At 61.4% G+C, this 21980-nt stretch carries 20 protein-coding genes; 1 reads left to right on the top strand and 19 read right to left on the bottom strand.

Features of this window, described 5'->3' with window-relative positions:
* Nucleotides 1-227 precede the first annotated feature (227 nt).
* From MSL71_RS00395 to mraZ, 19 genes are all read right to left on the bottom strand, one after another.
* Entirely contained in the window at nucleotides 228-1073 is an 846-nt protein-coding gene (locus MSL71_RS00395) for a metal ABC transporter permease (protein WP_180136711.1), read from the bottom strand.
* Nucleotides 1070-1918: a metal ABC transporter ATP-binding protein gene (locus MSL71_RS00390; RefSeq protein WP_246317674.1), complete on the bottom strand. Its 849-nt coding sequence runs from the start codon at nucleotides 1916-1918 to the stop codon at nucleotides 1070-1072. The genes MSL71_RS00395 and MSL71_RS00390 overlap by 4 nt, the downstream gene beginning before the upstream one ends.
* Before the next feature lie 116 nt (nucleotides 1919-2034).
* The gene (locus MSL71_RS00385; RefSeq protein WP_180136710.1) at nucleotides 2035-2433 is read right to left on the bottom strand and encodes a YkgJ family cysteine cluster protein; all 399 of its coding nucleotides are present in this window, start codon (nucleotides 2431-2433) and stop codon (nucleotides 2035-2037) included.
* A gap of 169 nt (nucleotides 2434-2602) precedes the next feature.
* Nucleotides 2603-3184 carry a peroxiredoxin gene (locus MSL71_RS00380; protein WP_180136709.1) on the bottom strand — a complete coding sequence of 194 codons (582 nt, stop codon included), beginning with the start codon at nucleotides 3182-3184 and terminating at the stop codon, nucleotides 2603-2605.
* Between the two features lie 432 nt (nucleotides 3185-3616).
* Nucleotides 3617-4822 carry a cell division protein FtsZ gene (gene ftsZ / locus MSL71_RS00375; RefSeq protein WP_180136708.1) on the bottom strand — a complete coding sequence of 402 codons (1206 nt, stop codon included), beginning with the start codon at nucleotides 4820-4822 and terminating at the stop codon, nucleotides 3617-3619.
* A gap of 176 nt (nucleotides 4823-4998) precedes the next feature.
* Complete coding sequence (ftsA, locus tag MSL71_RS00370; RefSeq protein WP_180136707.1) at nucleotides 4999-6225, bottom strand: cell division protein FtsA; 1227 nt, start codon at nucleotides 6223-6225, stop codon at nucleotides 4999-5001.
* Between the two features lie 12 nt (nucleotides 6226-6237).
* Nucleotides 6238-7035 carry a cell division protein FtsQ/DivIB gene (locus MSL71_RS00365; protein ID WP_180136706.1) on the bottom strand — a complete coding sequence of 266 codons (798 nt, stop codon included), beginning with the start codon at nucleotides 7033-7035 and terminating at the stop codon, nucleotides 6238-6240.
* Between the two features lie 22 nt (nucleotides 7036-7057).
* Nucleotides 7058-8005, bottom strand: a complete 948-nt coding sequence (murB, locus tag MSL71_RS00360) for a UDP-N-acetylmuramate dehydrogenase (protein WP_180136705.1) — start codon at nucleotides 8003-8005, stop codon at nucleotides 7058-7060.
* Nucleotides 8006-8007: 2 nt separating this feature from the next.
* Nucleotides 8008-9381, bottom strand: coding sequence for a UDP-N-acetylmuramate--L-alanine ligase (gene murC / locus MSL71_RS00355; protein ID WP_180136704.1), 1374 nt, complete (start codon nucleotides 9379-9381; stop codon nucleotides 8008-8010).
* Nucleotides 9382-9428: 47 nt separating this feature from the next.
* The gene (gene murG / locus MSL71_RS00350) at nucleotides 9429-10523 is read right to left on the bottom strand and encodes an undecaprenyldiphospho-muramoylpentapeptide beta-N-acetylglucosaminyltransferase (RefSeq protein WP_180136703.1); all 1095 of its coding nucleotides are present in this window, start codon (nucleotides 10521-10523) and stop codon (nucleotides 9429-9431) included.
* Nucleotides 10513-11619, bottom strand: coding sequence for a putative lipid II flippase FtsW (gene ftsW, locus MSL71_RS00345; protein WP_180136702.1), 1107 nt, complete (start codon nucleotides 11617-11619; stop codon nucleotides 10513-10515). Before ftsW ends, murG begins: the two co-directional genes overlap by 11 nt.
* Nucleotides 11612-12967 carry a UDP-N-acetylmuramoyl-L-alanine--D-glutamate ligase gene (gene murD, locus MSL71_RS00340; RefSeq protein ID WP_180136701.1) on the bottom strand — a complete coding sequence of 452 codons (1356 nt, stop codon included), beginning with the start codon at nucleotides 12965-12967 and terminating at the stop codon, nucleotides 11612-11614. The genes ftsW and murD overlap by 8 nt, the downstream gene beginning before the upstream one ends.
* 8 nt (nucleotides 12968-12975) lie before the next feature.
* Entirely contained in the window at nucleotides 12976-14055 is a 1080-nt protein-coding gene (gene mraY / locus MSL71_RS00335; RefSeq protein ID WP_180136700.1) for a phospho-N-acetylmuramoyl-pentapeptide-transferase, read from the bottom strand.
* A gap of 9 nt (nucleotides 14056-14064) precedes the next feature.
* A complete protein-coding gene (locus MSL71_RS00330; protein WP_180136699.1) occupies nucleotides 14065-15459 on the bottom strand; it encodes a UDP-N-acetylmuramoyl-tripeptide--D-alanyl-D-alanine ligase in 1395 nt (464 codons plus the stop codon).
* Between the two features lie 10 nt (nucleotides 15460-15469).
* Nucleotides 15470-16972, bottom strand: coding sequence for a UDP-N-acetylmuramoyl-L-alanyl-D-glutamate--2,6-diaminopimelate ligase (locus MSL71_RS00325; protein ID WP_218950910.1), 1503 nt, complete (start codon nucleotides 16970-16972; stop codon nucleotides 15470-15472).
* Nucleotides 16969-18732 carry a peptidoglycan D,D-transpeptidase FtsI family protein gene (locus MSL71_RS00320; RefSeq protein WP_180136698.1) on the bottom strand — a complete coding sequence of 588 codons (1764 nt, stop codon included), beginning with the start codon at nucleotides 18730-18732 and terminating at the stop codon, nucleotides 16969-16971. The genes MSL71_RS00325 and MSL71_RS00320 overlap by 4 nt, the downstream gene beginning before the upstream one ends.
* A gap of 90 nt (nucleotides 18733-18822) precedes the next feature.
* Nucleotides 18823-19122, bottom strand: coding sequence for a cell division protein FtsL (locus MSL71_RS00315; protein WP_180136697.1), 300 nt, complete (start codon nucleotides 19120-19122; stop codon nucleotides 18823-18825).
* A gap of 81 nt (nucleotides 19123-19203) precedes the next feature.
* Nucleotides 19204-20142, bottom strand: a complete 939-nt coding sequence (rsmH, locus tag MSL71_RS00310; protein WP_180136696.1) for a 16S rRNA (cytosine(1402)-N(4))-methyltransferase RsmH — start codon at nucleotides 20140-20142, stop codon at nucleotides 19204-19206.
* A gap of 6 nt (nucleotides 20143-20148) precedes the next feature.
* Entirely contained in the window at nucleotides 20149-20601 is a 453-nt protein-coding gene (gene mraZ / locus MSL71_RS00305; RefSeq protein WP_180136695.1) for a division/cell wall cluster transcriptional repressor MraZ, read from the bottom strand.
* 398 nt (nucleotides 20602-20999) lie between these two features.
* Between mraZ and MSL71_RS00300 the strand changes: the two genes are divergently transcribed.
* Nucleotides 21000-21923 carry a diacylglycerol/lipid kinase family protein gene (locus tag MSL71_RS00300; RefSeq protein ID WP_180136694.1) on the top strand — a complete coding sequence of 308 codons (924 nt, stop codon included), beginning with the start codon at nucleotides 21000-21002 and terminating at the stop codon, nucleotides 21921-21923.
* Nucleotides 21924-21980: the final 57 nt, after the last annotated feature.

Here is a 21980-nt window from a genome sequence, read left to right as displayed (position 1 = left end):
TATGAAATATTCTCTGTTATTTTAGATTCTTTGGTGGTGCGAGCTGGCCGGTGTTTTCTGGGGGGCTTCCATGGCGGGAAGAAGTGCAACGCCCATTTGACGGGAGTTTCAGGGATTCTTAAAGGCGTAACGCGGTTTTTGTGCAAACCACTGTACGCGATGCGGGAGGGGTGGGTTGGTACCCTTCACGGGATCGGGGAGTGACGATGCCGGGTGCGCGATACGGCTCACCTGTTGGGGAGCACGCGGGAGAGGGCCAGGAGCCCTAAGTAGACGAGGCCCGCCACGGAGATGATCACCGGGCCTGCCGAGAGGTCCAGGGTGTAGCTCAAAGCCAGGCCGCTCCAGTTGAAAAGGAGGGCAAAGCCCGTGGCCAGGACCATGATGACCGAGAGGCGGCGACTCAGGGTGGAGGCCGCGGCAGCGGGCAGGGTGAGCATGGCGATGACCATGATCACGCCCACGAGGCGCACCAGGAGCACCACGGTGACTGCCGTCATGACGAGAAGGAGGATATAGAAAAAGGGGGTGTTGATGCCCCTTAAGGTGGCAAACTCCTCGTCAAAGCAGATGGAGAGGAAGGTGGGGTGGAACATGACGGCAAGCAGGATGATGACCAGGTCCAGGCCCGCCACCATCAGGACATCCTGGTGTGAGATGAGGAGGATGTCCCCGAAGAGGTAGCTGGAGAGCTCAAAGTAACCCGGGGTGAGATCGATGAAGATAAGCCCCGAGGCCATGCCCACGGCCCAGAGGGCCCCGATGATGGAATCCTCCCGTTCCCCTGCCTTTATACTGACCAGGCCGATGAGGACCGCGGCCACGATGGCGCTTACCAGGGCCCCGGCCATGGGATCGAGCCAGGTGACTCCCCATCGGTGTTTGAGGTAGAGGGCGGCGCCGATGCCGCCGAAGACGCAGTGGGCAATGGCTCCGGCCAGGTAGCCGATGCGCCGGGTGACCACATAGGTGCCCATGATGCCGAAGGAGATGCTGGCAAGGGTCCCTGCCGCCAGGGCGAGGCGGAGAAAGCTGCTGTTGGGGTCGAAGAGTGCGTGGAAAAATTCGATCATGGCTTATCAGGGTGCGGCATAAAGGGGGTTGGGTGTGTAAGGGCCTCGTTGATGCAGTGGCCCTGGTGGCTGCATCGGTGGTCGTGGCGCACCATGCGAAGGTCGCCTCCGTAGATTTCGTTGATGAGGGTTCCGTCCAGGCTGCTCGTGGGGTGGACCAGGACCTTTTTGTTAACACAGATAACGCTCTTGACCACCTTGGAGACGAACCCCAAGTCATGGGAAACCACCAGGATGGTCATGCGGCTGTTCAGCTTGGAGAGGAGTTCAAAGAGGGTGGCTTCGGCGGCCGGGTCCACGTTGGCCGTGGGCTCGTCCATCAAGAGGAGGGACGGGTTGCTGCACAGGGCCCTTGCGATGAGGACCCGCTGGCGCTGGCCGCCGGAGAGGCTGCTGAACGGTTTTTTCTGTTTTTCCAGGAGCCCTACCTCGTTGAGGGCATGTCGGGCGGCTTCCCGGTCGTTTTTCGAGTAGCGCCATCGCCTCGACTGGGTGAGCCGTCCCATGAGGACCACGTCCATGACCGAGACGGGAAAGGCCATGTCCACATGGGTGTACTGGGGCATGTAGCCCACCTGGTTCCAGGCCGCCTCAGGGGATTTGCCGAAGAGGGAGACCCGGCCGGAGGTGGGTGCCAGAAGGCCCAGGATCAACTTGATCAGGGTGGTTTTTCCCCCGCCGTTGGGGCCCACCACCATGGCGAAGTCTCCCTTGGGCACAGTGAGGGTGACGCCGTCGAGGACCGGGTGACGGGTGTAGGAAAAAGAGACGTTGTCTAAGACGATGGCGGGTTCCATGGGATTCACCGGTTCGTTGATGTCAATGGGGCGGACGGGGTCTGTCAAGGCTCGGGCCCACCTGAGCTAAGGGGCAAGGTATCGCGTGGTGCCGTATCCTTACTCCTTTCCCCTTCGGATTGCAACAGGAAGCAAAAAATAGCGGGCGTGCGGCGCGCAAGGCCTTAACGGGCCGGGGACCAGGGGCAGTACCCGAGACGCGGAGACAGGCGGGTCGGGTGCATGCGGCACACCTCGGGACGGTCGTCGTAGACGCTGCAGCGGTTGCGGTCGTCGAGAAAGCAGCAGCCTCCCTTTTTGCGCGTGGCCAGGGTGAACTTTCCCTTGGAGAGGTTGCAGCGGGTGATGATGCCCTCTTTTTTGAGGCGTTTCACAAGGCCCTTCATGTCAAAGGCCACCTCCTCTTCATCGGTGATGCCGAGGCGGATGAGGTCGCTGGTGGTGACCTCCACGATGAGGTAGCAGCACAGGGCCATGCAGTCTGTGCAGAGGGTGGTGTTGAATTTTTTCCAGGTGGCGGGGCGCTCGATGTCGCAGCTCCTGGTGTCCGTCTGTCGTGCCATGCAGTACTCCGGGTTTTCGGTTTTTCAAAACCCGGGAGAATAGCACTGAAAAGACGACAACGGGAAAAATCAAAGTTGGGCGGCCGTAACGGCGTCCCATGGCGGGGCGATGACTCACCTCCGGGGACACCGCTACGGAACAAAGGGGCAGATCAGCCCCGGAACGGGCTTATTCGAAGTACTCTTTAAGGCCATCCGATGAGGGTTTCATTCCCCTGGCGCCGGGGCTCCAGTTGACGGGGCAGACCTCTCCGTTCTCTTCAAAGAATTTCAGGGCATCCACCATGCGGATGGCCTCGTCCACGTTTCGGCCCAGGGGAAGGTCGTTGACCACCTGGTGACGGACGATGAAATCCCGGTCGATGAGGAAAAGGCCGCGAAGGGCCACCCCGTGCTCTTCTGCCAGGACATCGTAGTCCTTGCAGATGGATCGGTGGATATCCGAGACAATGGGGTAGGCCACCCCTTCGATGCCCCCCTCGTTTCGGGGGGTGTTGAGCCAGGCCAGGTGACTGAAGTGGGAATCCACGCTCACGGCCACCACCTCCACCTTTCGGTCGGCAAATTCGGGGAGGCGGTCTGAGAAGGCGTGGAGCTCGGTGGGGCAGACAAAGGTGAAGTCCAGGGGGTAGAAGAAGAGGACGATGTATCTGCCTTTAAGGTCCGAGAGCCGGAACGATTCATCAAAACTCCCGCATTTGACGGCAACGGCCTGGAAATCAGGGGCCGGTTTTCCTACGAGAACGCTCATTTTTTCCTCCATCATGGGTTCGGAGAGGGCAAACCCTGGTTGGCGTTTTAATAAACGGCCTGGGCTTAAAATGGGTCATGCGGTATGTCGGCGTCGGGGCAAGGGGAGAAGGCGACGGAGAGTCAGGAGGCGCAGGTGGACGCATCAGGGACAGGGGCCCGGGCCATCAGATAAGCATTAGTAGAAAAAGTATCATGGAAACAGAAGGGAAACAACGCCTTAAAACAACCCGGGGCCCTTTCTGCAGTCGGAAGGAGGGTGGGACACTCCTTCGGCGTTGGGACTGCAGAAAGGGAAAGCCGACAGGCGGCAGGGGGCAGCAGGACAACGGGCCGTCACATCAGGTGACGGCGCGGTTCCGTAAGCACACTCCCGGGTTGCGCGTCACAGGGTGGGGAAACCCCGGGCGCAGACGTGGGTTGCGGAAGCGGATCAGTCCGCTTTTTTGCGGAGGAAGGTGGGGATGTCCAGGTCTTCCTCGGCGTTGATGGTCAGCCCCGCGGCTGAGGACACGGCCGTGCCCTGGGTGCTTCCCACAGGGATGTTGTGGCGCACATAGGCAGGCTCCTCCAGGGTGTGGGTGTTGAGCTCAAGCTCGTTCAAGGTAAGGTCACGGACCTTGCCGCGCTTTTCAATGGCATCGAGGTTGCGCTTGGGCAGGTCCACGGAAGGGGCGTCGCCCTCTTCGCCGATGCCCGTGGCAATGACAGTGATGCGCATCTCGTTGCCGATCTCTTCGTCGATGGCCTGACCCCAGATGATCTCGGCGTCTTCTCCCACCTGGTCGTGGATGAAGTCCGAGGCTTCGGTCATTTCATCCAGGGTGAGGTCCGGGCCGCTGGTGATGTTCATGAGCACGCCCTTGGCGCCACGGATGGAGATGTCCTCCAGAAGCGGGTGGGCAATGGCCTTCTGGGCCGCTTCCCGGGCACGGTTTTCACCGGAGGCGATGCCGATACCCATGAGGGCAAGGCCGGCACGTCGCATGGTGGTGCGCACGTCGGCAAAGTCGAGGTTGACCAGGCCGGGCATCATGATGAGGTCGGTGATACCCTTCACCGAGTGGTGGAGGATCTCATCGGCTTTGCGGAACATGTCGATCATGGTCGCCTTTTTCTCGGCGATGCTTCGCAGGCGGTCGTTGGGGATGGTGATGACCGTGTCCGTGTGCTTTCTGAGCTCTTCCAGGCCCAGGTCGGCCTGGCGGGCGCGTTTTTTGCCCTCAAAGGAGAAGGGTCGGGTGACCACGGCCACGGTGAGGATCTCCAGCTCCTTGCAGATCTGGGCCACCACCGGTGCGGCGCCGGTGCCTGTGCCGCCGCCTAAACCCGCGGTGATAAAGACCATGTGGCTGTCCTGGAGGGCCGAACGGATGGCGTCCACGTTCTCAAGGGCGGCCTGCTTTCCCAGCTCCGGGTTGGCGCCTGCACCGAGTCCCTCGGTGAGCTTTCCGCCGATCTGGATTTTGGTTTCGGCCTTGGAGTTTTCCAGGGCCTGGGCATCGGTGTTGGCCACGATAAACTTCACGCCGTGCAGACTCGCCTCGATCATGTTGTTGACCGCGTTGCCTCCGGCGCCCCCGACTCCGATAACCTTGATCTTTGCCGACTTGTCACTGTCTACAAAAGAAAAACTCATCTCCCACCTCCACTCTTGTTCATCATCGGTTACTGGTCCTTTGTTATGCCGTCTCCCCGCCCGGAGCCTCGCCAACGCCCGGCAGGGTTCCGATGGAAACGGCAGATCAGAAATAGCTTGCTGTATGTCGAACGGATGTATCGGTTACCGCCCTGTGCCGGGCGGCATCCTCTCCCCTACATCACGTCGGAAAACCACTTTTTCATGCGGGTGGTGACCCGCTGAAAGATGTTGTCGTCCCGGATGCGGAACTTCTTCTCCACCTGGTTCTCGGTGCCGTAGAGCACGAGCCCCACGCCGGTGGCGTACATGGGGTTGCTGACGATGTCCACCAGGCCGCCGATCTGGCGGGGTTTGCCAAGGCGGGTGGGCAGGTCAAAGATGCTTTCGGCCACCTCGGTCATGCCGTCCAGGAGGGACGAGCCCCCGGTGAGGACGATGCCCGAGGCGATCTGGTTTTCAAGGCCGGCCCGGAAGATTTCACGCTTCACAAGGGCACAGATCTCTTCCACCCGGGGTTCCAGGATCTCTCCCAGCACCTGGCGGGGCATGCTGCGGGGCTCGCGGCCACCCATGCCCGGCACCTCGATGGTCTCCGTGGGGGAGACGGCGCTGGACAGGCAGGTGCCGTACTTGAGCTTGATTTTTTCGGCGTCGTTCTTGCTCGCCCGAAGGCCGATGGAGATATCGTTGGTGAGCTGCAGGCCGCCGATGGCCAGCACAAAAGTGTGCTGGATGTTGCCGCCGGAGAAGACGGCCAGGTCCGTGGTGCCGCCTCCGATGTCGATGAGGGCGGTGCCCAGGTCCCGCTCTTCGTCGGTGAGGACCGCGCTGCCCGAGGCCAAAGATTCAAGGACCACGTCGTTGACATCCAGGCCCGCCTTGTTGGCACACTTGATGATGTTGTGGGCCGAGGAGGCCGCACCCACCACGATGTGCACCTTGGCTTCCAGGCGAACGCCGGTCATGCCGATGGGGTTGTGCACCCCTTTCTGGTCGTCGACGATGTACTCCTGGGGGAGCACGTGGATCACCTCACGGTCCATGGGAATGGAAACGGCTTTTGCCGCCTCGATGACACGGTCCACGTCTTCCTGGGTTACTTCGCGCCCCTTGATGGCGATGACGCCGTGGCTGTTGAGGCTGGTGATGTGCCCGCCTGCGATTCCGGCATAGACGGAGGAGATTTCGCAACCGGCCATGAGTTCTGCTTCTTCCACCGCTTTTTTGATGGAATCCACTGTGGCCTCAATGTCGATGACCACCCCTTTGTTGAGCCCGATGGAGGGGTGGGTGCCGGTGCCGATGATGTTTACGTCGTCCCCTGAGCGTTCCCCGACAACAGCACAGATCTTTGTTGTGCCTATATCCAGGCCGACAATAATATCCTCATGTGCCTGCATGGGCATCCTCCTTTAACTTTTTGCCGGTTTGATAACAACGCTGTTGGGGTCACTGACGTCGATGGCGGCAACAGCGGTAAGGTTCACTTTTTTTTCCAGAAGGGCAAAGAGTTCGTTTACCCGCTTGATTTTTTTCTCGTAGTGGCCGAATCCCAGGTCGATGCTCTGGGTCGCCCCTTCGGTGAGGAGGCGAAGGCCGGTGTCCGGGTCGGCCACGGCACCGGTCATGACAAAACGGCCCCCCTTTCGGGTCAGGCTGTCCAGCAGGGGAATAAGTTCCTTGATCTCCCTGTGTACGGTGCCGCTGCGGTCTGCGGAAGCACCGTCGGCCAAAGGCAGGCTGCCTCGCTTCAGGTTCTTGAAGACGGGAAGGCCTTCAAAGGCCTTGCTGCCCTTCTCGAAAATCTCTCCCCGGCTGTTCACCAGGTAGGGGTGACCGATTTCGGCCACGGCCACCGGGGTGTGCTCGGTGACCCGGATGATGATCCGGTTGGGAAACTCCCGGATGACGGACGCCGTATCCACCCACGGGTGGGCCACAAGGCGTGTTCGGGCCACATCCAGGTTGATGCCGAAGATGTTGTCCCCGTTGTGGATGCCCGCCGTCTCCAGGACCGCCCCGTGGGTGACCACACGGTTGCCCGAGACGATGACGAACCGGGCCTTGAACAAGGGGGTCTGGGTCAGCCAGGCGTAGGAGACCACGCACAGGGCGCTGCACACGGCGGCCAGGCAGAGAAGCCCTGTGCCGAAGAGGAAGGCCCGGCGCCTCTGGCGCCGCCTCTCCAGGCGGACCGCTTCAGGTACCACGAAGCGGTTCTTTTTGGCTGGTTTACGTTTCCCTGCCGACAAGGGTCACCTCTTCTTCCAGGGTTATGCCGTGGGCCTGTTGGACCTTCTCTTTGATACGTGCCGCCAGTGCCAGAATATCGGCGGTGGTGGCGCCTCCTGCGTTGACCAGGTAGTTGGCGTGCAGCTCGGAGACCTTCGCTCCTCCGACGGCCTCTCCCTTGAGGCCCAAATCGTCGATGAGCTTGCCCGCTGAAGGGCCGCCTTCCGGGTTCTTGAAAAAGCATCCGGCGCTGGCCTGGCCCACGGGCTGGCTTGCCTTGCGTCGGGTCAAAAGGGCTTCGCGTTGGGCCACCAGGGCGTCGCTGTCCCCGGACGTGAGACGAAGCTTCACCTCCACGATGATGGGAAACCCGTCATCATGGCGGGTTTTGCCGTCAATGGCAAGGTGGCGGTAGCCGATTTCAAGGGCGCTGCGCGGCACGGTGCGGATTTTTCCGGAGATGTCCACCACCGTCAAGGCGTCCACAATGGCCCCAAACCCCTTGGGGTCGGTGCTTGCGTTCATGGCAAGGGCCCCGCCCACGGTGCCGGGAATCCCCGTGGCAAAGGTGAGCCCTTCAAGGCCGTTCATCGCGGCATACCGGCACAGGTGCTGGGTCTTGGCCCCTGCGGGAACCGTCAGGATGGTGGACTCCCCCTCCCGGGTTTCGGTGACCTGGGTGTCGAGCCCGGCCAGGGAGATGACGGCTCCTTCGATGCCTTTGTCCCGGACCAGCAGGTTGCTGCCGCCCCCCACCACGGTGAGGGGCATGCCCTGCTGGGTGAGGAAGGCCACGGCGATGCGCAGGTCGTCCAGGCTTTCGGGCTCCAGGTAGAGGTCACAAGGGCCCCCGGTCCTGAAGGTGGTGTGGCCGGCCATGGGCTCCCCTTTTTTGAGCACGCCCTGATAGAGGGCGGAGAGGGCGGCTATGGGGTCCAGGGCGGCCATGATCAGGCCTCTTCCCGCTGCAGGTACATCTCACCCACCTTGAGGACGTCCCCTGCGCCCAGGGTCAGGAGGATGTCTCCCTCTTCCAGGGTCTCTTCCAGGTTGTCCAGTACCTCGTCAAAGCTGTTGCAGCAGCCCACGTCTTCATGACCGCGTTTTTCGATCATCTCCCCCAGGCTTCGGCTGTCAACGCCGTCGATGGGGTCTTCGCTGGCCGCGTAGATGGGCAGGATCTTCAGGGTATCCGTGTTGTAGAAGGCCCGGGTGAACTCATCGAAGAGGTCCCGGGTCCGCGTGTACCGGTGGGGCTGGAACACGGCCACGATGCGTTTTTCAGGCCAGCTTTCCCGCACGGCCAGAAGGGTGGTCTTGATCTCCGTGGGGTGGTGGCCGTAATCGTCCACCACCATGACCCCGTTTTTCTCGCCCTTTTTTTCCAGGCGCCGCTTGACCCCTTCGATGTTCTCCAGGGCGCACTTGATCATGGGAAAGTCGATGCCGATCTCCCGGGCGGCGGCAATGCCGGCCAGGCAGTTGGAGACGTTGTGCACCCCGGGAAGGTTGAGGGTAATTTCCCCGAGAAGCTCGTCGTGATGATAAACCGAAAAGGTGCTTCGGCTCCCCTCAAAGGAGATGCCCCTGGCCTGGTAATCGGCCCGGGTGTTGAGACCATAGGTGGTGTAGCGGCCGGTGAGCTCCGGCAGGATCTCCTGCACGGATTCGTTGTCCATGCAGAGGATGGAGAGCCCGTAAAAGGGAACCCGCTCGGTGAACTGCACAAAGGCCTTTTTGATGGCGGCCAGGCTGCCGTAGTGGTCCAGGTGCTCCCGGTCGATGTTGGTGATGATGGCAATGGACGGGGAGAATTTTAAAAACGACCCGTCGCTCTCATCGGCCTCGGCAATGATAAAATCCCCCAGGCCGTGCATGGCGTTGGTGCCCTTGCTTTTCAGGACGCCGCCGATGACCACCGTGGGGTCGAACCCTCCTTTTTCCAGGATGGCCGCCGTGATGGAGGTGGTGGAGGTCTTGCCATGGGCCCCGGCCACGGCGATGCTGTACTTCAGGCGCATGAGCTCGGCCAGCATCTCGGCCCTGGGGATGATGGGAATCCCGCTCTTTTTGGCGGCCGCCACTTCGGGGTTTTTCCCGTTGACGGCAGAGGAGGTGACCACCACGTCGGTATCGCCGATGTTCTCGGCGGCGTGGCCGATGGCGACCTTGCAGCCCAGCTCTTCCAGTCGCCTGGTGTTGGCCGAGGCTTTAAGGTCGGAGCCGGTGACGGTGTAACCCAGGCGAACGAGAATTTCCGCGATGCCGCTCATGCCGATGCCGCCGATGCCCACGAAGTGAATATGGTATTTCTTTTGGTACATGCACAGTCCTGCTTATGGTTTGCCCCGTTGTACTCAGATGATGGGGGTCAGGTCGTTTTTTTTGTGAGGTCGAGGATGCCCTCGGCCACGTGTTGCGAGGCGTCGGGACGCCCCAGCGTTTTTGCGTTTTGATCCATGGCCCCAAGGGCCTCCGGGTTGTCCAGCAGCTCTTCAAGGAGATCGGCCAGCCCGTTTCCGGTGAGGTCCGCTTCCAGAATCATGCGGGCCGCGCCGTTGTCTTCAAGGTACCTGGCGTTGATCTCCTGGTGGTTGTCCGTGGCGTGGGGAAAGGGCACCAGCACGGCGCCTTTTCCGATGGCCGTCAACTCCGCCAGGGTGGTGGCCCCGGCCCGGCAGAGGACCAGGTCGGCCCGGGCATAGGCCCCGGACATGTTGTCGATGAAGGCCAGGACCTCTCCGTTGACTTCGGCCCCGGCATAACAGGCCTTCACCCGCTCCACATCGGCGTCGCCGCATTGATGGATGACGGTGAGCCCCATGGCCTTGAGCCGGGGCAGGGCCTCGGTGACGGCCCGGTTAAGGGCCACGGCGCCCTGGGAGCCGCCCACCACCAGCAGGGTGGGGGATGCGGTGTCCCTTTGGGAGGGCTCGATGCCGAGGATCTCTTCACGCACCGGGTTGCCGGAGAGGATGCACTTTTCTTCCGGGAACCACGCCGCGCTTCCCGGGAAGGTCAGGTATATTTTCTTTGCAAACCGGGCCGACAGGCGGTTGGCGATGCCGGGCACCGAGTTCTGTTCGTGGAGCACCACCGGGCGGCGCAAGAGCCATGCGGCCAGGATCACCGGGCCGGAGGAGAAGCCGCCCACCCCCACCACCGCATCGGCACGAAAGCGGATCAGCTTGACCATGCAGCCGACAACGGACAGGGGCAGCTTGACGGCGGCGGCCAGTTTTTTCTTCAGACCCAGGCCCTTGATGCCCGAGGCCCCTGCCGCCGTATGGTGAAATCCCTCCCGGGTGACGCATTTTTTTTCAAAGGCCTTGTCCGTGCCGATGAACAGCACCCTGGTGCCGGGCTTTTTCCGGCAGAAGGCCTTGGCAATGGCAATGCCTGGGAACAGGTGGCCGCCGGTGCCCCCTCCGGCCACCACGAGGCGGCACTCTTTTTTAGCGAGCATGCGGTTCCTCCCGGGCCACGTTCATGATGATACCGATGCCCGTCATGGTACAAAGCAGTGAACTTCCCCCGTAACTCATGAGGGGAAGGGTGAGTCCCGTGGGGGGAAGCATGCCCATGGTCACCGCAAGATTGATAATAATCTGTAGCCCGATGACCGCGCAGATTCCCACGGCCAGCAGGCAGCCAAACATGTCCGGGCAGCGCATGGCTGCCAGGAAGCCCCGGGTCAACAGCAGCACGTAGATGCCCAGGGCGGAAAGGACCCCGATGAGGCCCAGCTCTTCCCCCAGGATGGGGAAGATGAAATCGGTGTGGCACTCCGGCAGGTGCTTGAGCTTAAGCTCGCTGTTGGAGAGCCCTTTGCCGGTGATGCCTCCGGAGCCGTACGCCATGAGGGACCGGGTCACCTGATAGCCTCCGTTTTTCTCCACGGCCCAGGGGTCCATGAAGGCCTTGATGCGCGCCATGCGGTAGCCTTCCCCCGTGACAAAGAGGGCCAGGACAATGACCAGGGGCACCAGGGGGGCCACGATGTGCAGGAGCCGGGCGCCTCCCAGAAAAAGCATGATCCAGGTGACGGCGCAGAGGACCACCACGGTGCCGAAGTCCGGCTGAAGGTTCACGATGAGGGCAATGACCCCTATAATCATGAGGTGGGGGAGGACCCCGATCTCAAACTGGCGGACCTTTTCGGCCTTTTTACTCAGAGACGCGGCCAGGAGCATCACCAGGGCAATCTTGAGAAATTCCGTGGGTTGTATGGAAAATCCGCCGATGCGTATCCAGCGCGAGGCCCCTTTGATTTTGTGGCCGATCACCGGGAACAGGGTGGCAATGACCAGGCCCAAGGTGACTAACATAAACGGAACGGCAATTTTTTTCCAGCATCGGTAAGGAATTCGACTGGCAACAACCATGGTGATGGTGCCTGCCACCACAAAGAGAACCTGGCGCCTGAGGTAGAACAGGCCGTTGCTGCTCTGGGCCGTGGCGCTGAAAATCATCAGCAGGCCCAGCCCCACCAGGGTGAAGGTGGTGTAGAAAAGCCAGGGGTCGTAGAGACCGTAATGCTTTGTTTCCTTATCGTTAGCCATGCTGTGCTTTCAGTCTGTGGACCGATTCGCGGAACTTGTCGCCCCGTTCGTTGTAGTTGGTAAACATATCAAAGCTGGAGCAGGCCGGGGAGAGAACCACCGCGTCCCCGCTCCGGGCTTTGGAAAAGGCTTTGCTCACGGCATCGTCCAGGTCCCCCGCCTCAACCGTTTTGATGCAGGGGGCCAGGTCCGAAACGATTTTTTTTTTTGACTCACCGATGGCCACGATGGCCCGGGCCTTTTTCTTCAGGGCCCCGGTGAGGGCCGAGAAGTGGCCTCCCTTGTGGCGTCCTCCCATGATGACCACGATGGGGTCGTCAAACCCGGTGATGGCCTTTTCCACGGCGTCGATGTTGGTGGCCTTGGAGTCGTTGTAAAATTTCACGCCGGAGACGGTGTCCACGTACTCGATGCGGTGGGGCAGTCCCTGGAAATTGTCCACGGCATCCTGGACCCCTTCGGGGGTGGCACCGGCTGACAGGGCGGCCAGGGCCGCAGCGGCAATGTTCTGACGGTTGTGCTCTCCCACCAGGGACGACTTCGACAGGTCGATCTTAACCTCGGGGAGCCCCGGGGTGCGGATGGTCACCTGGTTCCGTGTGACGGCCGCGGCATTGGGGCCGATTCCGCCGATGGTGAGCTTGCGGTTCCTGAGGACACGGCCGATATCGGCCACGTGGCCATCGGCGGTGTTGAGGATGGCCACGTCGTCCTGATGCTGATTTTCAAAGACGCGCCCCTTGGAGCGCTTGTATGCGTCAAAGTCGGGGTAGCGGTCCAGGTGGTCGTCGGTGATGTTGAGAAGCACCGCCACGTGGGGCCTGAAGCTTTCGATGGTGTCGAGCTGAAAGCTGCTCACCTCCACCACCACCACCTCGGCGGGGTCGTCTTTGCGTAAGTACTCGGTGAGGGGGGTACCGATGTTGCCCCCGGTAAACACCTTCTTTCCCGAGGCGGTGAGCATCTCGCCCAGCAGGGCCGTGGTGGTGGTCTTGCCGTTGGTGCCGGTGACGGCCAGCATGGGGGCCTCGATGAATCGGGACGCCAGCTCGATCTCCCCCACCACGGAGACACCCATCTCACGGGCCCGCTTGATGGGGGCAATGGTGTGGGGCACGCCTGGGCTCAGGACCACCAGGTCCGCGGATTCAAAGAGATGGGGCGTGTGCCCGGACAGGTCCAGGGCAATCCCCTCGGCCTCCATGGCTGCAGGCAGGTCGCCCAGGGCTTCCCTGGGCTTGGCGTCGCTGATGACGACACTGGCCCCGCGCTCTGCGAGGAAACGGGCGATGGAGGCCCCGGAACGGGCCAGTCCCACCACAACGATGTGTTTACCGGAAAGCTTCATGGTGACTCCTATCGAATCTTGAGCGTGCTGACGGCCAGGAGGGCCAGCATGGCGGAGATGATCCAGAATCGGACGATGACCTTGGGTTCCTGCCAGCCCTTGAGCTCAAAATGGTGGTGAAGCGGTGCCATGCGGAAGATCCGCTGGCCGCCCGTCAGCTTGAAGTAGGTGACCTGGATGATAACGGAGAGGGCTTCCATGACAAAGAGCCCCCCCACGATGACCAGCAGGATCTCCTGCTTGGTGATGACGGCGATGGTCCCCAGGATGGCCCCCAGGGGCAGGGAGCCCGTGTCCCCCATGAAAATCTGGGCCGGGTAGGAGTTGAACCAGAGAAAACCCACCCCGGCACCGGCTGTGGCGCCGCAGAGGACGGCCATCTCCCCGCCGTTCTTGATAAAGGGGATCTGGAGATACTCGGCAATCCCTGCGTGGCCCGAGACATAGGCAAAGACCATGTAGGTGATGCTGGCGATGATCATGGGGCCGGTGGCCAGGCCGTCCAGGCCGTCGGTGAGGTTTACGGCGTTGGAACACCCCACGATGACAAAGGCGGCAAAGAAGATGTACCCGAAGCCCAGGTCCGGCTGCACGTTTTTAAGGAAGGGCACCGTCACCGTGGTGGAAAAACCCGGTGAGCTGTAGACCAGCCACCCGATGAGAAGGGCCAGAAGGGCCTGGAGGGTAAATTTCCCCCTGGCGGAGAGGCCCTTGCTGCGTTTTTTGATCTGCATCAGGTAGTCGTCGGTAAACCCGATGAGGCCGAAGCCGGCGGCTGCCAGCAGGACGATCCAGACATACGGGTTCTTGATGTCCGCCCAGAGCAGGGAGGAGCCGATGATGGCCAGAAGGATCATCACCCCGCCCATGGTGGGGGTGCCGGCCTTGCCCAGGTGGCTTTCCGGGCCGCACTCCCGGATGTACTGCCCGATCTGGAGGCTCCGGAGCTTGTCGATGAGCCAGGGGCCCATGAGAAAGCAGATGAGAAAGGCCGTGATGGTGCCGTAAATGGTTCGAAAGGTGATGTATCGGAACAGGTTGAAAAACGAGATGTCCCCATAAAGACCGTAAAGAAGGTTGTAAATCATAACGTCCTGCTACCTGCACAGCAGATCGGTGACGATCTGTTCCATGCCCATGGAGCGGGATCCTTTGACAAGGACCCAGTCTCCTGTGTGGATATCGTGTAAGATGCGCTCCATGAGGGCATCTTTCGTGCCTGTGTAAATACAATGGTCCGGGAGCCCTGCTTCCAGGGCACCCAGCCTGATCTCTCCTGCGAAGTCGCCGCAGGCGTAAAGGCCCGCCACTCCGGACTCAGCGGCTTTTCTGCCCAGCTCGCGGTGGAAGCCCGGGGCTCCCTTGCCGAGCTCGCGCATGTCTCCCAGAACCGCCAGGGCCCGGTGGTCTTCCTTGAGGCGGGAGAGGGTGGTGAGGGCCGCTCCCATGGAGAGGGGGTTGGCGTTGTATGTGTCGTCGATGACGTGGATGCCTGTCTGGGTCTCCCGGATGGTGAGGCGGCCCGGTTCAAAGGTGGCTGCCTCAAGGCCCTGGGCGATCTCAGCGAGGGTGAGCCCTGCCTGGATTCCGGCGGCGGCCGCCGCCAGGGCGTTTTGCACCATAAAGGTCCCGGCCAGGGGAATGGCGGCCCGGACCCTCTCCCCGTTGTGGCAGAGGGTAAAGCGCTGGAGGCCTGCCTCCCAGGAGATCTCCTCGGCCCGGACATGGGCGTCCTCACAGAAACCGTACCAGACAGGTGAGAGCCCGCGGTCTGAAGCGATCTTTCTCAGGTGCGGGTCGTCCCCGTTGAGGATGACCACGGCGCTACTCTCCAGGGTGTCCAGGAGTTCAGCCTTGGCCTCGGCCACCTGCTCCACAGTGCCCAGCCCTTCCAGGTGGGCCTCACCGATGCAGGTGATGACGGCCATGTCGGCCCGGCAGATGTGGCCCAGGCGGGTCATCTCCCCGGGGGCGTTCATGCCCAGCTCCACCACCGACCAGCGGTGCTCGGGGGCAAGGCGCAAAAGGGTTGTGGGCAGGCCCACTTCGTTGTTGAAGTTGCCGCGGGTGGCGTGGACTGCATGGCGAACCGCCAGCACCGAGGCCGTGAGGGCCCGTGTGGTGGTCTTGCCGTTGGAGCCGGTGATGGCGATGAGGCGGACGTGGCTTCGGTCGCGGTTGAACCGGCCGAGGCGGCCCAGGGCGGCCAGGGTGTCGTCTACCAGGACCAGGGACACACCGGCAGCTTTCCAGGCACCGGTTTCCACCCCTTCCATGGCGGCAGAGGCGGCCACGATGCAGCTGGCGCCTTTGTCCACGGCCACACCGATGTACCGGTGTCCGTCGAAGGATTCGCCTTTGAGGGCGATAAAAATACTGTTATTACCGATGGATCGGGTGTCTGTGGAGACGGTCGCATGGGTGGCGTCCGGGTCTCCGAAGGCCAGTTCACCTCCGGTGGCCGCCAGGACATCCCCCGTGCTCCAGGGCATCGGGTATGACCTATCTTCTGTCTTCAACCGCCTTCAAAACCTCCTTCCTGTCGTCAAAATCGAGTCGCCTGTCACCGATGATCTGGTAGGTCTCGTGGCCCTTTCCCGCCACCAGCACGGTGTCTCCGGGACGGGCCGACGCCACGGCCAGGCCGATGGCCTCGCGGCGGTCGACAACCACCACGTACCCTTTTCGGGAAAAATCCTTTGAGAGACGCTCAGGTTCATACCTGAAACTTGTTTCCCCGTCTATACCCGGAACCATGTCTTCGATAATTTTTTCGGGTGCTTCACTCCGGGGATTGTCCGATGTAAGGACGGCAAGATCGCTGTATGCCGCGCCGATGCCCGCCATCAGGGGGCGCTTGGTGCGGTCCCGGTCTCCGCCGCATCCCAGCACGCAGATGAGCCGTCCCGGCACGAGGTGCCGGAGAGTGGACAGGACATTCTCAAGGGCATCCGGGGTGTGGGCGTAATCCACAAAAAGGTGACGCCCGCATGTGGTGTCCACCCGTTCCAGGCGTCCCGGTACCTTGAAGGCGGCAACCCCACGCACCACGGCGTCCATGGGAATGCCCACGGAAAGGGCGGCCCCTGCGGCACAGAGGATGTTCTCCAGGTTGTAGCGGCCCGTGGCCCCGGAGGCAAAGGGTGTGCGCCCCTCGGGGGTGACGAACTCGCCTTTGATGCCGTCGATGGCCACCTCTATGTGGTCGGCGGTAAGGGCGCCGGTGTCGCCTCCCACAGGGAAGACGGTACCGGTGAGGGTCTCGGTCAGGTGGCGCCCGTGTTCGTTGGCCATGTTGATGACAGCGGCGCCGCCCTTTTTTCGGTGTCCTTCGAAGAGCTGGCGCTTGGCCTCGCCGTAGATCTCCATGGTGCCGTGGTAATCCAGGTGGTCCTGGGTGAGGTTGGTGAAGATGGCTGCGTCAAAGGCGCATCCGGCCACACGGTCCAGGGCCAGGGCGTGGGAGGAGACCTCCATCACCGCGTGGGTGACCCCGGCGTCGGCCATGCGGGCCAGGGTATCCTGAATATCCCGGGACTCGGGGGTGGTCATGGTGCTGGTTTCTTCTTTTCCGCAGAACCGGGTGCTGATGGTGCCCATGACCCCGGCGGAGTGGCCTGCGGCAGCAAAGATGCTCTCCATGATATAGGCCACGGTGGTTTTGCCGTTGGTGCCGGTGACCGCAACGAGGGTGAGCCGGTCGGCCGGGTTCTCGTAAAAGGTTGCCGAGATCAGCGCAAGGGCCTTGCGCGAGTCGGTGACCTGGATGTAGGGGACGGAAAGGTCGTCGTGGGGAAGCTCCCCGAGGACGGCCACGGCCCCGCGCTCAATGGCTTCCGGAATGTAGCGGTGGCCGTCCACCGCCTCTCCGGGGACAGCCACGAACAGGGCGCCTTCGGTTACTTTTCGGGAGTCGTACTGAACGGCGGATACCAGAGGGTCCGCCTCGGGCAGCGGGGCTGCCAGCAGGTCTCCTATATTATGTGTGAGGCAGGATAATGTCACTTCTTCTCCTCGCTCTTCAAGGCCAGAAGCAGTTTCTCCGGAATGGATTCGGTTTCCGGGGCAACATGCAGGTAGTCCAGGGTTTTGTATGCAATCTCTCGAAAGGCGGGGCCGGCCACGGTGGCGCCGTAGTACCCGCCGCTTCTCGGGTCGTCCAGGACGACCACGATGCTCAGTTCAGGGTTCTTCATGGGGACAAAGCCCGCAAAGGAGGCAATGTACCGGTCTTTGAAATAGCGCTTGTCCGGCCCGATCTTCTGGGCGGTGCCGGTCTTTCCGCACACCGTGTAGCCGGTGAGGGCCGCCTTGACCCCGGTGCCACCCTCTTCGGTGACCGAGGCCATGATTTTTTTTACGAACCGGGCGGTGTCCGGGCTGATGATCCGTTTCTGGCCCGGGGATGAAAAGGCCTTCTCCCTCTCACCGTTGGGGGAGACAACCTCCTTGACGATCCAGGGTTTCACCAGCATGCCGTCGTTGGCCAGGGCGGAGTAGGCGGTGGCCAGCTGAACGGCGGTCACCGAAACCCCCTGGCCAAAGGCCACGGCCCCGGTCTCGACCCGGTTCCAGTTGGAGGCGTTGGTGAGGATGCCACGGGACTCCCCGTTGAGGTTGATGCCGCTCTTCTGGCCGAAGCCAAAGTCTTTCAACGCCGTGTACAGAGCATTTTTGCCGATGATCTCGGAGATCTTCACCACGGCAATGTTGCTGGAGAACTTGATCACCTGCTCAAGGCTGAGCCATTCGTACTCGTGGGTGTCGTGGAAAGTGAACCCGCCGATATCATAGGCCCCGTTCTCGCAGTAAAAAATGCTGGAGCGCTTCACCTTGCCCGAGTCCAGGGCCGCGGCCACCACAAAGACCTTCATGGTGGATCCGGGCTCAAAATCAGCAGAGACGGCGCGGTTGCTCCGGGTCTCCCCGCTGAAGGCGCCGAAGTTGTTGGGGTTGAAGCCCGGGTAGTTGGCCATGGCCAGGATCTCGCCGGTTTTGGGTCGCATCACCACGGCCATGCCCGAGGAGGCCTTGTGGGTGACGGCCGCGTCCCTCAGGGCGGATTCGGCAATGTCCTGGATGTTGGCGTCGATGGTGAGGACCAGGTTGCTCCCGCTGATCTTTTCGATGGGGGCCGACTCGATGTCCACGGGCTTGCCCGTGCCGTCCCATTTAACCGTGCGGTTGGCGGTGGTGGGGCTTAAGATGTCGTTGTACCGGTACTCCAGCCCGTTGCGCCCGCCGATGTCGTCGATTTTGGACGCGCCGATGAGCTGGCCGGCCAGCTCCATGCTGGGGTAGACCCGCTTGTGGAACGGGTGGACCTCCACGCCGGGAATCTTCAGGGCGGCCACGGCTGCACCCATTTCAGGGGACACGGGGCGCTTGATCCAGTTGTACTTCGGATGCCGCAGGGCCCGTTCCACCTCTTTGCGGCTCATTTTCAGGGCCGAGGCAATCTGCCGTGCCGCCTGGGGTACGTTGTCGATGGCGGCGGCCTTTCTGGGGTAGACCCCGATGGCCTTGGCCGCGATGCTCACGGCAAGGGGGCGGCCGTTGCGGTCGCTGATGGTGCCTCGCTTGCCCATGACCTTGTCGGACCGGGCAAACCGAACCTCAGCCTTGCGGCTGAGCCACCCCTGTTTGAGGACCTGCAGGGAGACCGCCTGTGTCGCAATGACCAGAAACCCCGCGGCAAACATAAGGGCGAGCAGGGTCCCCCTTGCTTTGACGCGTTTGATGGTGGTGTCGGTGTGTGCGGGCATGGTTTCCTCTATGGTTTTGACGGGCTTGAAAAATAAGGAATCAAGGCCGTTTTACTTGCTTGCTTTGTCTTGTTTGCTGGTTCCGACGGCCTACTGCGGGCTTTTCAGCCGGAGGATCTGGTCCTGGGTGGGCCGCTTCAGACCGAGTTCTGTCCGGGCCCTGCCCGTGATCTGCCGGGGTGATTTCAGGTGTGCCAGCTCGACCTTGAGACGTTTTCGGGTCTTGACCAGCTTCTGGTTCAGGATCGTCTCCGAGGCGATGGAGCGGTTGGTCAGGTGACACCTGCTTCGTACCCAGGTGTAGGTGAACCCTTCCACCAGCAGCACCGCAAGAAACAGCAGGACGGCCAGTTGCATGGCCGGGGAGATCAAGGACTTTTTTCGGCTCATGGGACAGGTCCGTCAGAGGGTGAGGCCGGGGTCCGGCAACGTGCGCTCAGGGGCGGTCAAGTACAGCATCCTGCCCCAACGTTACAATTTTTCACAGGCCCTGAGGCGTGTGCTGCGTGCCATGGGATTTTCCGCCACCTCGTCGTCGGCGGGTCGAACGGCCTTGCGGGTGAGGAGCTTGACCTTCGGCTCGTTTCCACAGGTGCAGATGGGGAACTGTTTCGGGCAGGTGCATCCGGTGGCCAGCTCCTTCATCTTCTGCTTGACGATGCGGTCCTCCAGGGAGTGAAAGGAGAGAACGCACAGCCTGCCGCCGGGGTTGAGGAGCCCCAGAAAATCATCCATGAACCGCTCCAGCCGATCCAGCTCGCGGTTGACGGCGATGCGGATGGCCTGGAAACTCCGGGTGGCCGGATGGATCTTCTGCTTGGCCACCGCCTTGGCCGGCATGGCGTAGCGGATGATGTCGGCAAGTTCCGCCGTGGTCGTGATGGGCGATGCCTGGCGCTTTTTAACGATGGCCCTGGCAATGCCCCGGGAGAAACGCTCTTCCCCGTATTTGAAGATGATATCTGCCAGCTCCTTTTCCGGGAGCGTGTTGACAAGGTCTTCGGCGGTGGTGTCGCCCCGGGCGTCCATGCGCATGTCCAGGGGCTCGTCCCGCATGAAGCTGAATCCTCGGCCGCTGCCTTCAAGCTGGTGCTGCGAGAGCCCGATGTCCACCAGAATCCCGTCCACGCCGCTTACGCCGAGGTCCTTGAGGATGGCGGCAATGTTGGCAAAGTTGTCGTGGACAAGGGTGACGCTCTCACCGTGGTCGGAGAATCGTTTCCGGGCGTTTTGTATGGCGTCCATGTCCTGATCGATCCCGATGAACCGGCCCCCCGGCATGATGCGATCGATGATCAGCGCCGAGTGGCCCCCCCCGCCCAGGGTACCGTCCACAAAGGTGCCGCCCTGTTTGGGATCAAGGGCGGTCATGACCTCTCGGGGCATGGCGGATATATGTTTGAAATCCATTTGGATCTAAAGTCCCAGTTCCGTCAGCTCGTCACGAGCTTCGTCGGTTTGGAGCAGTTCTTCGATGGCGTCCTGCTCGTCTTTCAGTTTGTCTGATTGCCAGATCTCGAAGCGTTCCACCAGGCCCACGAGGGTGACCTCTCCTTCGGGCCGGATGTCGGCATAATCCCGGAGGTCTTTGGGTATCTGTATGCGCCCCTGCTTGTCCAGGGGGCACGCCTGGGCGCTGCCGATGATAAAACGCCGGATCTTGTTCATGTGCTTGCCCATGGCTTTGCGCAGCTTGGTCTCAAAGATATCCCACTCTTCCATGGTGTAGGCGTAGAGGGCTCCGTCCAGTTTTGTCACCATCACGCACTCCTCCCGTCCCGCCTTGATGACGGATCGGAACCGCGAAGGGATGATGAGTCTCCCTTTGGGGTCCAGTGTGTGATTCGAGGTGCCTCTGAATGCGCTCATGCCAAGCCTTTGGGTGTTTGATGCACATTACATCCACTTTACTTTTGTAAGACTACAATTTTTGGTCGAATAGTCAAGGGAAAAAACAAAATTTGTTACAAATTATTTAATGATTATATGCGATTAACCGTGTAAAAGAAAAGTGCGGTTGATGAGGTGCAAAGTGGGGTGGAACGGGGTTCAGAAAAAAAAGATCTGGGCACGGGGCCGAAAGTTCTGATAAGAATCAGGAGACTTGCACCCTCCCTTCTGGCATCCCGGAGCAAGCATTCCCGACAGCCCGCACGCATCGCGTCGTGACGCGACATCCCTTTGTCGCGGGCAGAGGTACCCCTCATATCAAGCCGTGTATTGCGATTTTTTTTATACCTTAAATGCAATTTTAGGAAATGAGACCCGTGATTTCAGTCATTCATAATCCCAACGCCAAGCAGAACCGAAAACGACCCGAGCGTGCCGAGCGTCTGGCAAAGATTCTGGAGGGGGTCGGCACCCTTCACCAGACCCGATCCGTGGATGCGGTCCATGATGTGGCCAGGCACTGCCTGGAGACAGGGTGCAAAGTGGTGGGGGTCAACGGAGGCGACGGCTCGCTTCAAATGGCCATGACCATTTTTGCAGACATCTATAAGGAGCACCCCCTGCCTTCCTTTGTGGTGATGCGGGGCGGCACCATGAACACCGTGGCGGGCGGCCTGGGCATCAAGGGGACGCCTGAGTCCATTTTGAGCAAGGTGGTCAAAGGGCTCAAAGACCAGGGCCCCCTGACCCGCATGAAGAATCAGGTACTCTGTGCCAACGGCCACCTGGGATTTATGTCCGGGGCTGCCGTGGTGGTGAGGTTCCTGGATGCCTATTACGACGCCCCGAGCCAGGGGCCGGTGCAGGCGGTGAAGATGGGATTCCAGATTGCAGGCAGCACCCTTGCCGGTACCGGCTACGCCAAAGAGATGTTCAAGCCCGAGCCCCTTATCGTGGAGGTGGATGGAGAGCCCCTGCCCGAGACGGAGTTCAGCATCATCCTGGGGTGCACCGTGGAGGACATCAGCATGGGCTGCAGGGCAACCCCCAGGGCGTATGAGCGCAAGGGCGCCTTTCACTTCATGGCCTGCTCCCTTTCCCCCATGCAGATCGTGGGGCAGATTCCCAGGCTCTGGACCGGCCGCGACATTCCCCATGATGCCATGCACTACTCCGCCCCGGCCGAGCAGGTGACCATCCGCTCGGAAAACGGTCCCGTCCGCTGGATGCTCGACGGCGAATGCCGCACCGACGACCGGCTGGATATCAAGGTGTGGGGCGAGGTGGAGCTTCTCTGGTAAGTTCGGGGTGGGGATTTTGGGGGCCGAGGGGGCCGTATGACGCTCGTAAACAGGGAC

It is taken from the genome of Desulfoluna butyratoxydans, assembly GCF_900699765.1.
Lineage (GTDB): Bacteria > Desulfobacterota > Desulfobacteria > Desulfobacterales > Desulfolunaceae > Desulfoluna > Desulfoluna butyratoxydans.
Note: the sequence above shows the minus strand (reverse complement) of the source record. Positions and strands in the feature narration are given on the sequence as shown.

Excerpts from the sequence above, each read along its gene's own strand:
- MSL71_RS00395 (WP_180136711.1), bottom strand. The coding sequence starts at position 1,073 with ATGATCGAATTTTTCCACGCACTCTTCGACCCCAACAGCAGCTTTCTC.
- MSL71_RS00385 (WP_180136710.1), bottom strand. The coding sequence starts at position 2,433 with ATGGCACGACAGACGGACACCAGGAGCTGCGACATCGAGCGCCCCGCC.
- MSL71_RS00380 (WP_180136709.1), bottom strand. The coding sequence starts at position 3,184 with ATGAGCGTTCTCGTAGGAAAACCGGCCCCTGATTTCCAGGCCGTTGCC.
- ftsZ (WP_180136708.1), bottom strand. The coding sequence starts at position 4,822 with ATGAGTTTTTCTTTTGTAGACAGTGACAAGTCGGCAAAGATCAAGGTT.
- ftsA (WP_180136707.1), bottom strand. The coding sequence starts at position 6,225 with ATGCAGGCACATGAGGATATTATTGTCGGCCTGGATATAGGCACAACA.
- murB (WP_180136705.1), bottom strand. The coding sequence starts at position 8,005 with ATGGCCGCCCTGGACCCCATAGCCGCCCTCTCCGCCCTCTATCAGGGC.
- murC (WP_180136704.1), bottom strand. The coding sequence starts at position 9,381 with ATGTACCAAAAGAAATACCATATTCACTTCGTGGGCATCGGCGGCATC.
- murG (WP_180136703.1), bottom strand. The coding sequence starts at position 10,523 with ATGCTCGCTAAAAAAGAGTGCCGCCTCGTGGTGGCCGGAGGGGGCACC.
- ftsW (WP_180136702.1), bottom strand. The coding sequence starts at position 11,619 with ATGGCTAACGATAAGGAAACAAAGCATTACGGTCTCTACGACCCCTGG.
- murD (WP_180136701.1), bottom strand. The coding sequence starts at position 12,967 with ATGAAGCTTTCCGGTAAACACATCGTTGTGGTGGGACTGGCCCGTTCC.
- mraY (WP_180136700.1), bottom strand. The coding sequence starts at position 14,055 with ATGATTTACAACCTTCTTTACGGTCTTTATGGGGACATCTCGTTTTTC.
- MSL71_RS00330 (WP_180136699.1), bottom strand. The coding sequence starts at position 15,459 with ATGCCCTGGAGCACGGGGGATGTCCTGGCGGCCACCGGAGGTGAACTG.
- MSL71_RS00320 (WP_180136698.1), bottom strand. The coding sequence starts at position 18,732 with ATGCCCGCACACACCGACACCACCATCAAACGCGTCAAAGCAAGGGGG.
- MSL71_RS00315 (WP_180136697.1), bottom strand. The coding sequence starts at position 19,122 with ATGAGCCGAAAAAAGTCCTTGATCTCCCCGGCCATGCAACTGGCCGTC.
- rsmH (WP_180136696.1), bottom strand. The coding sequence starts at position 20,142 with ATGGATTTCAAACATATATCCGCCATGCCCCGAGAGGTCATGACCGCC.
- mraZ (WP_180136695.1), bottom strand. The coding sequence starts at position 20,601 with ATGAGCGCATTCAGAGGCACCTCGAATCACACACTGGACCCCAAAGGG.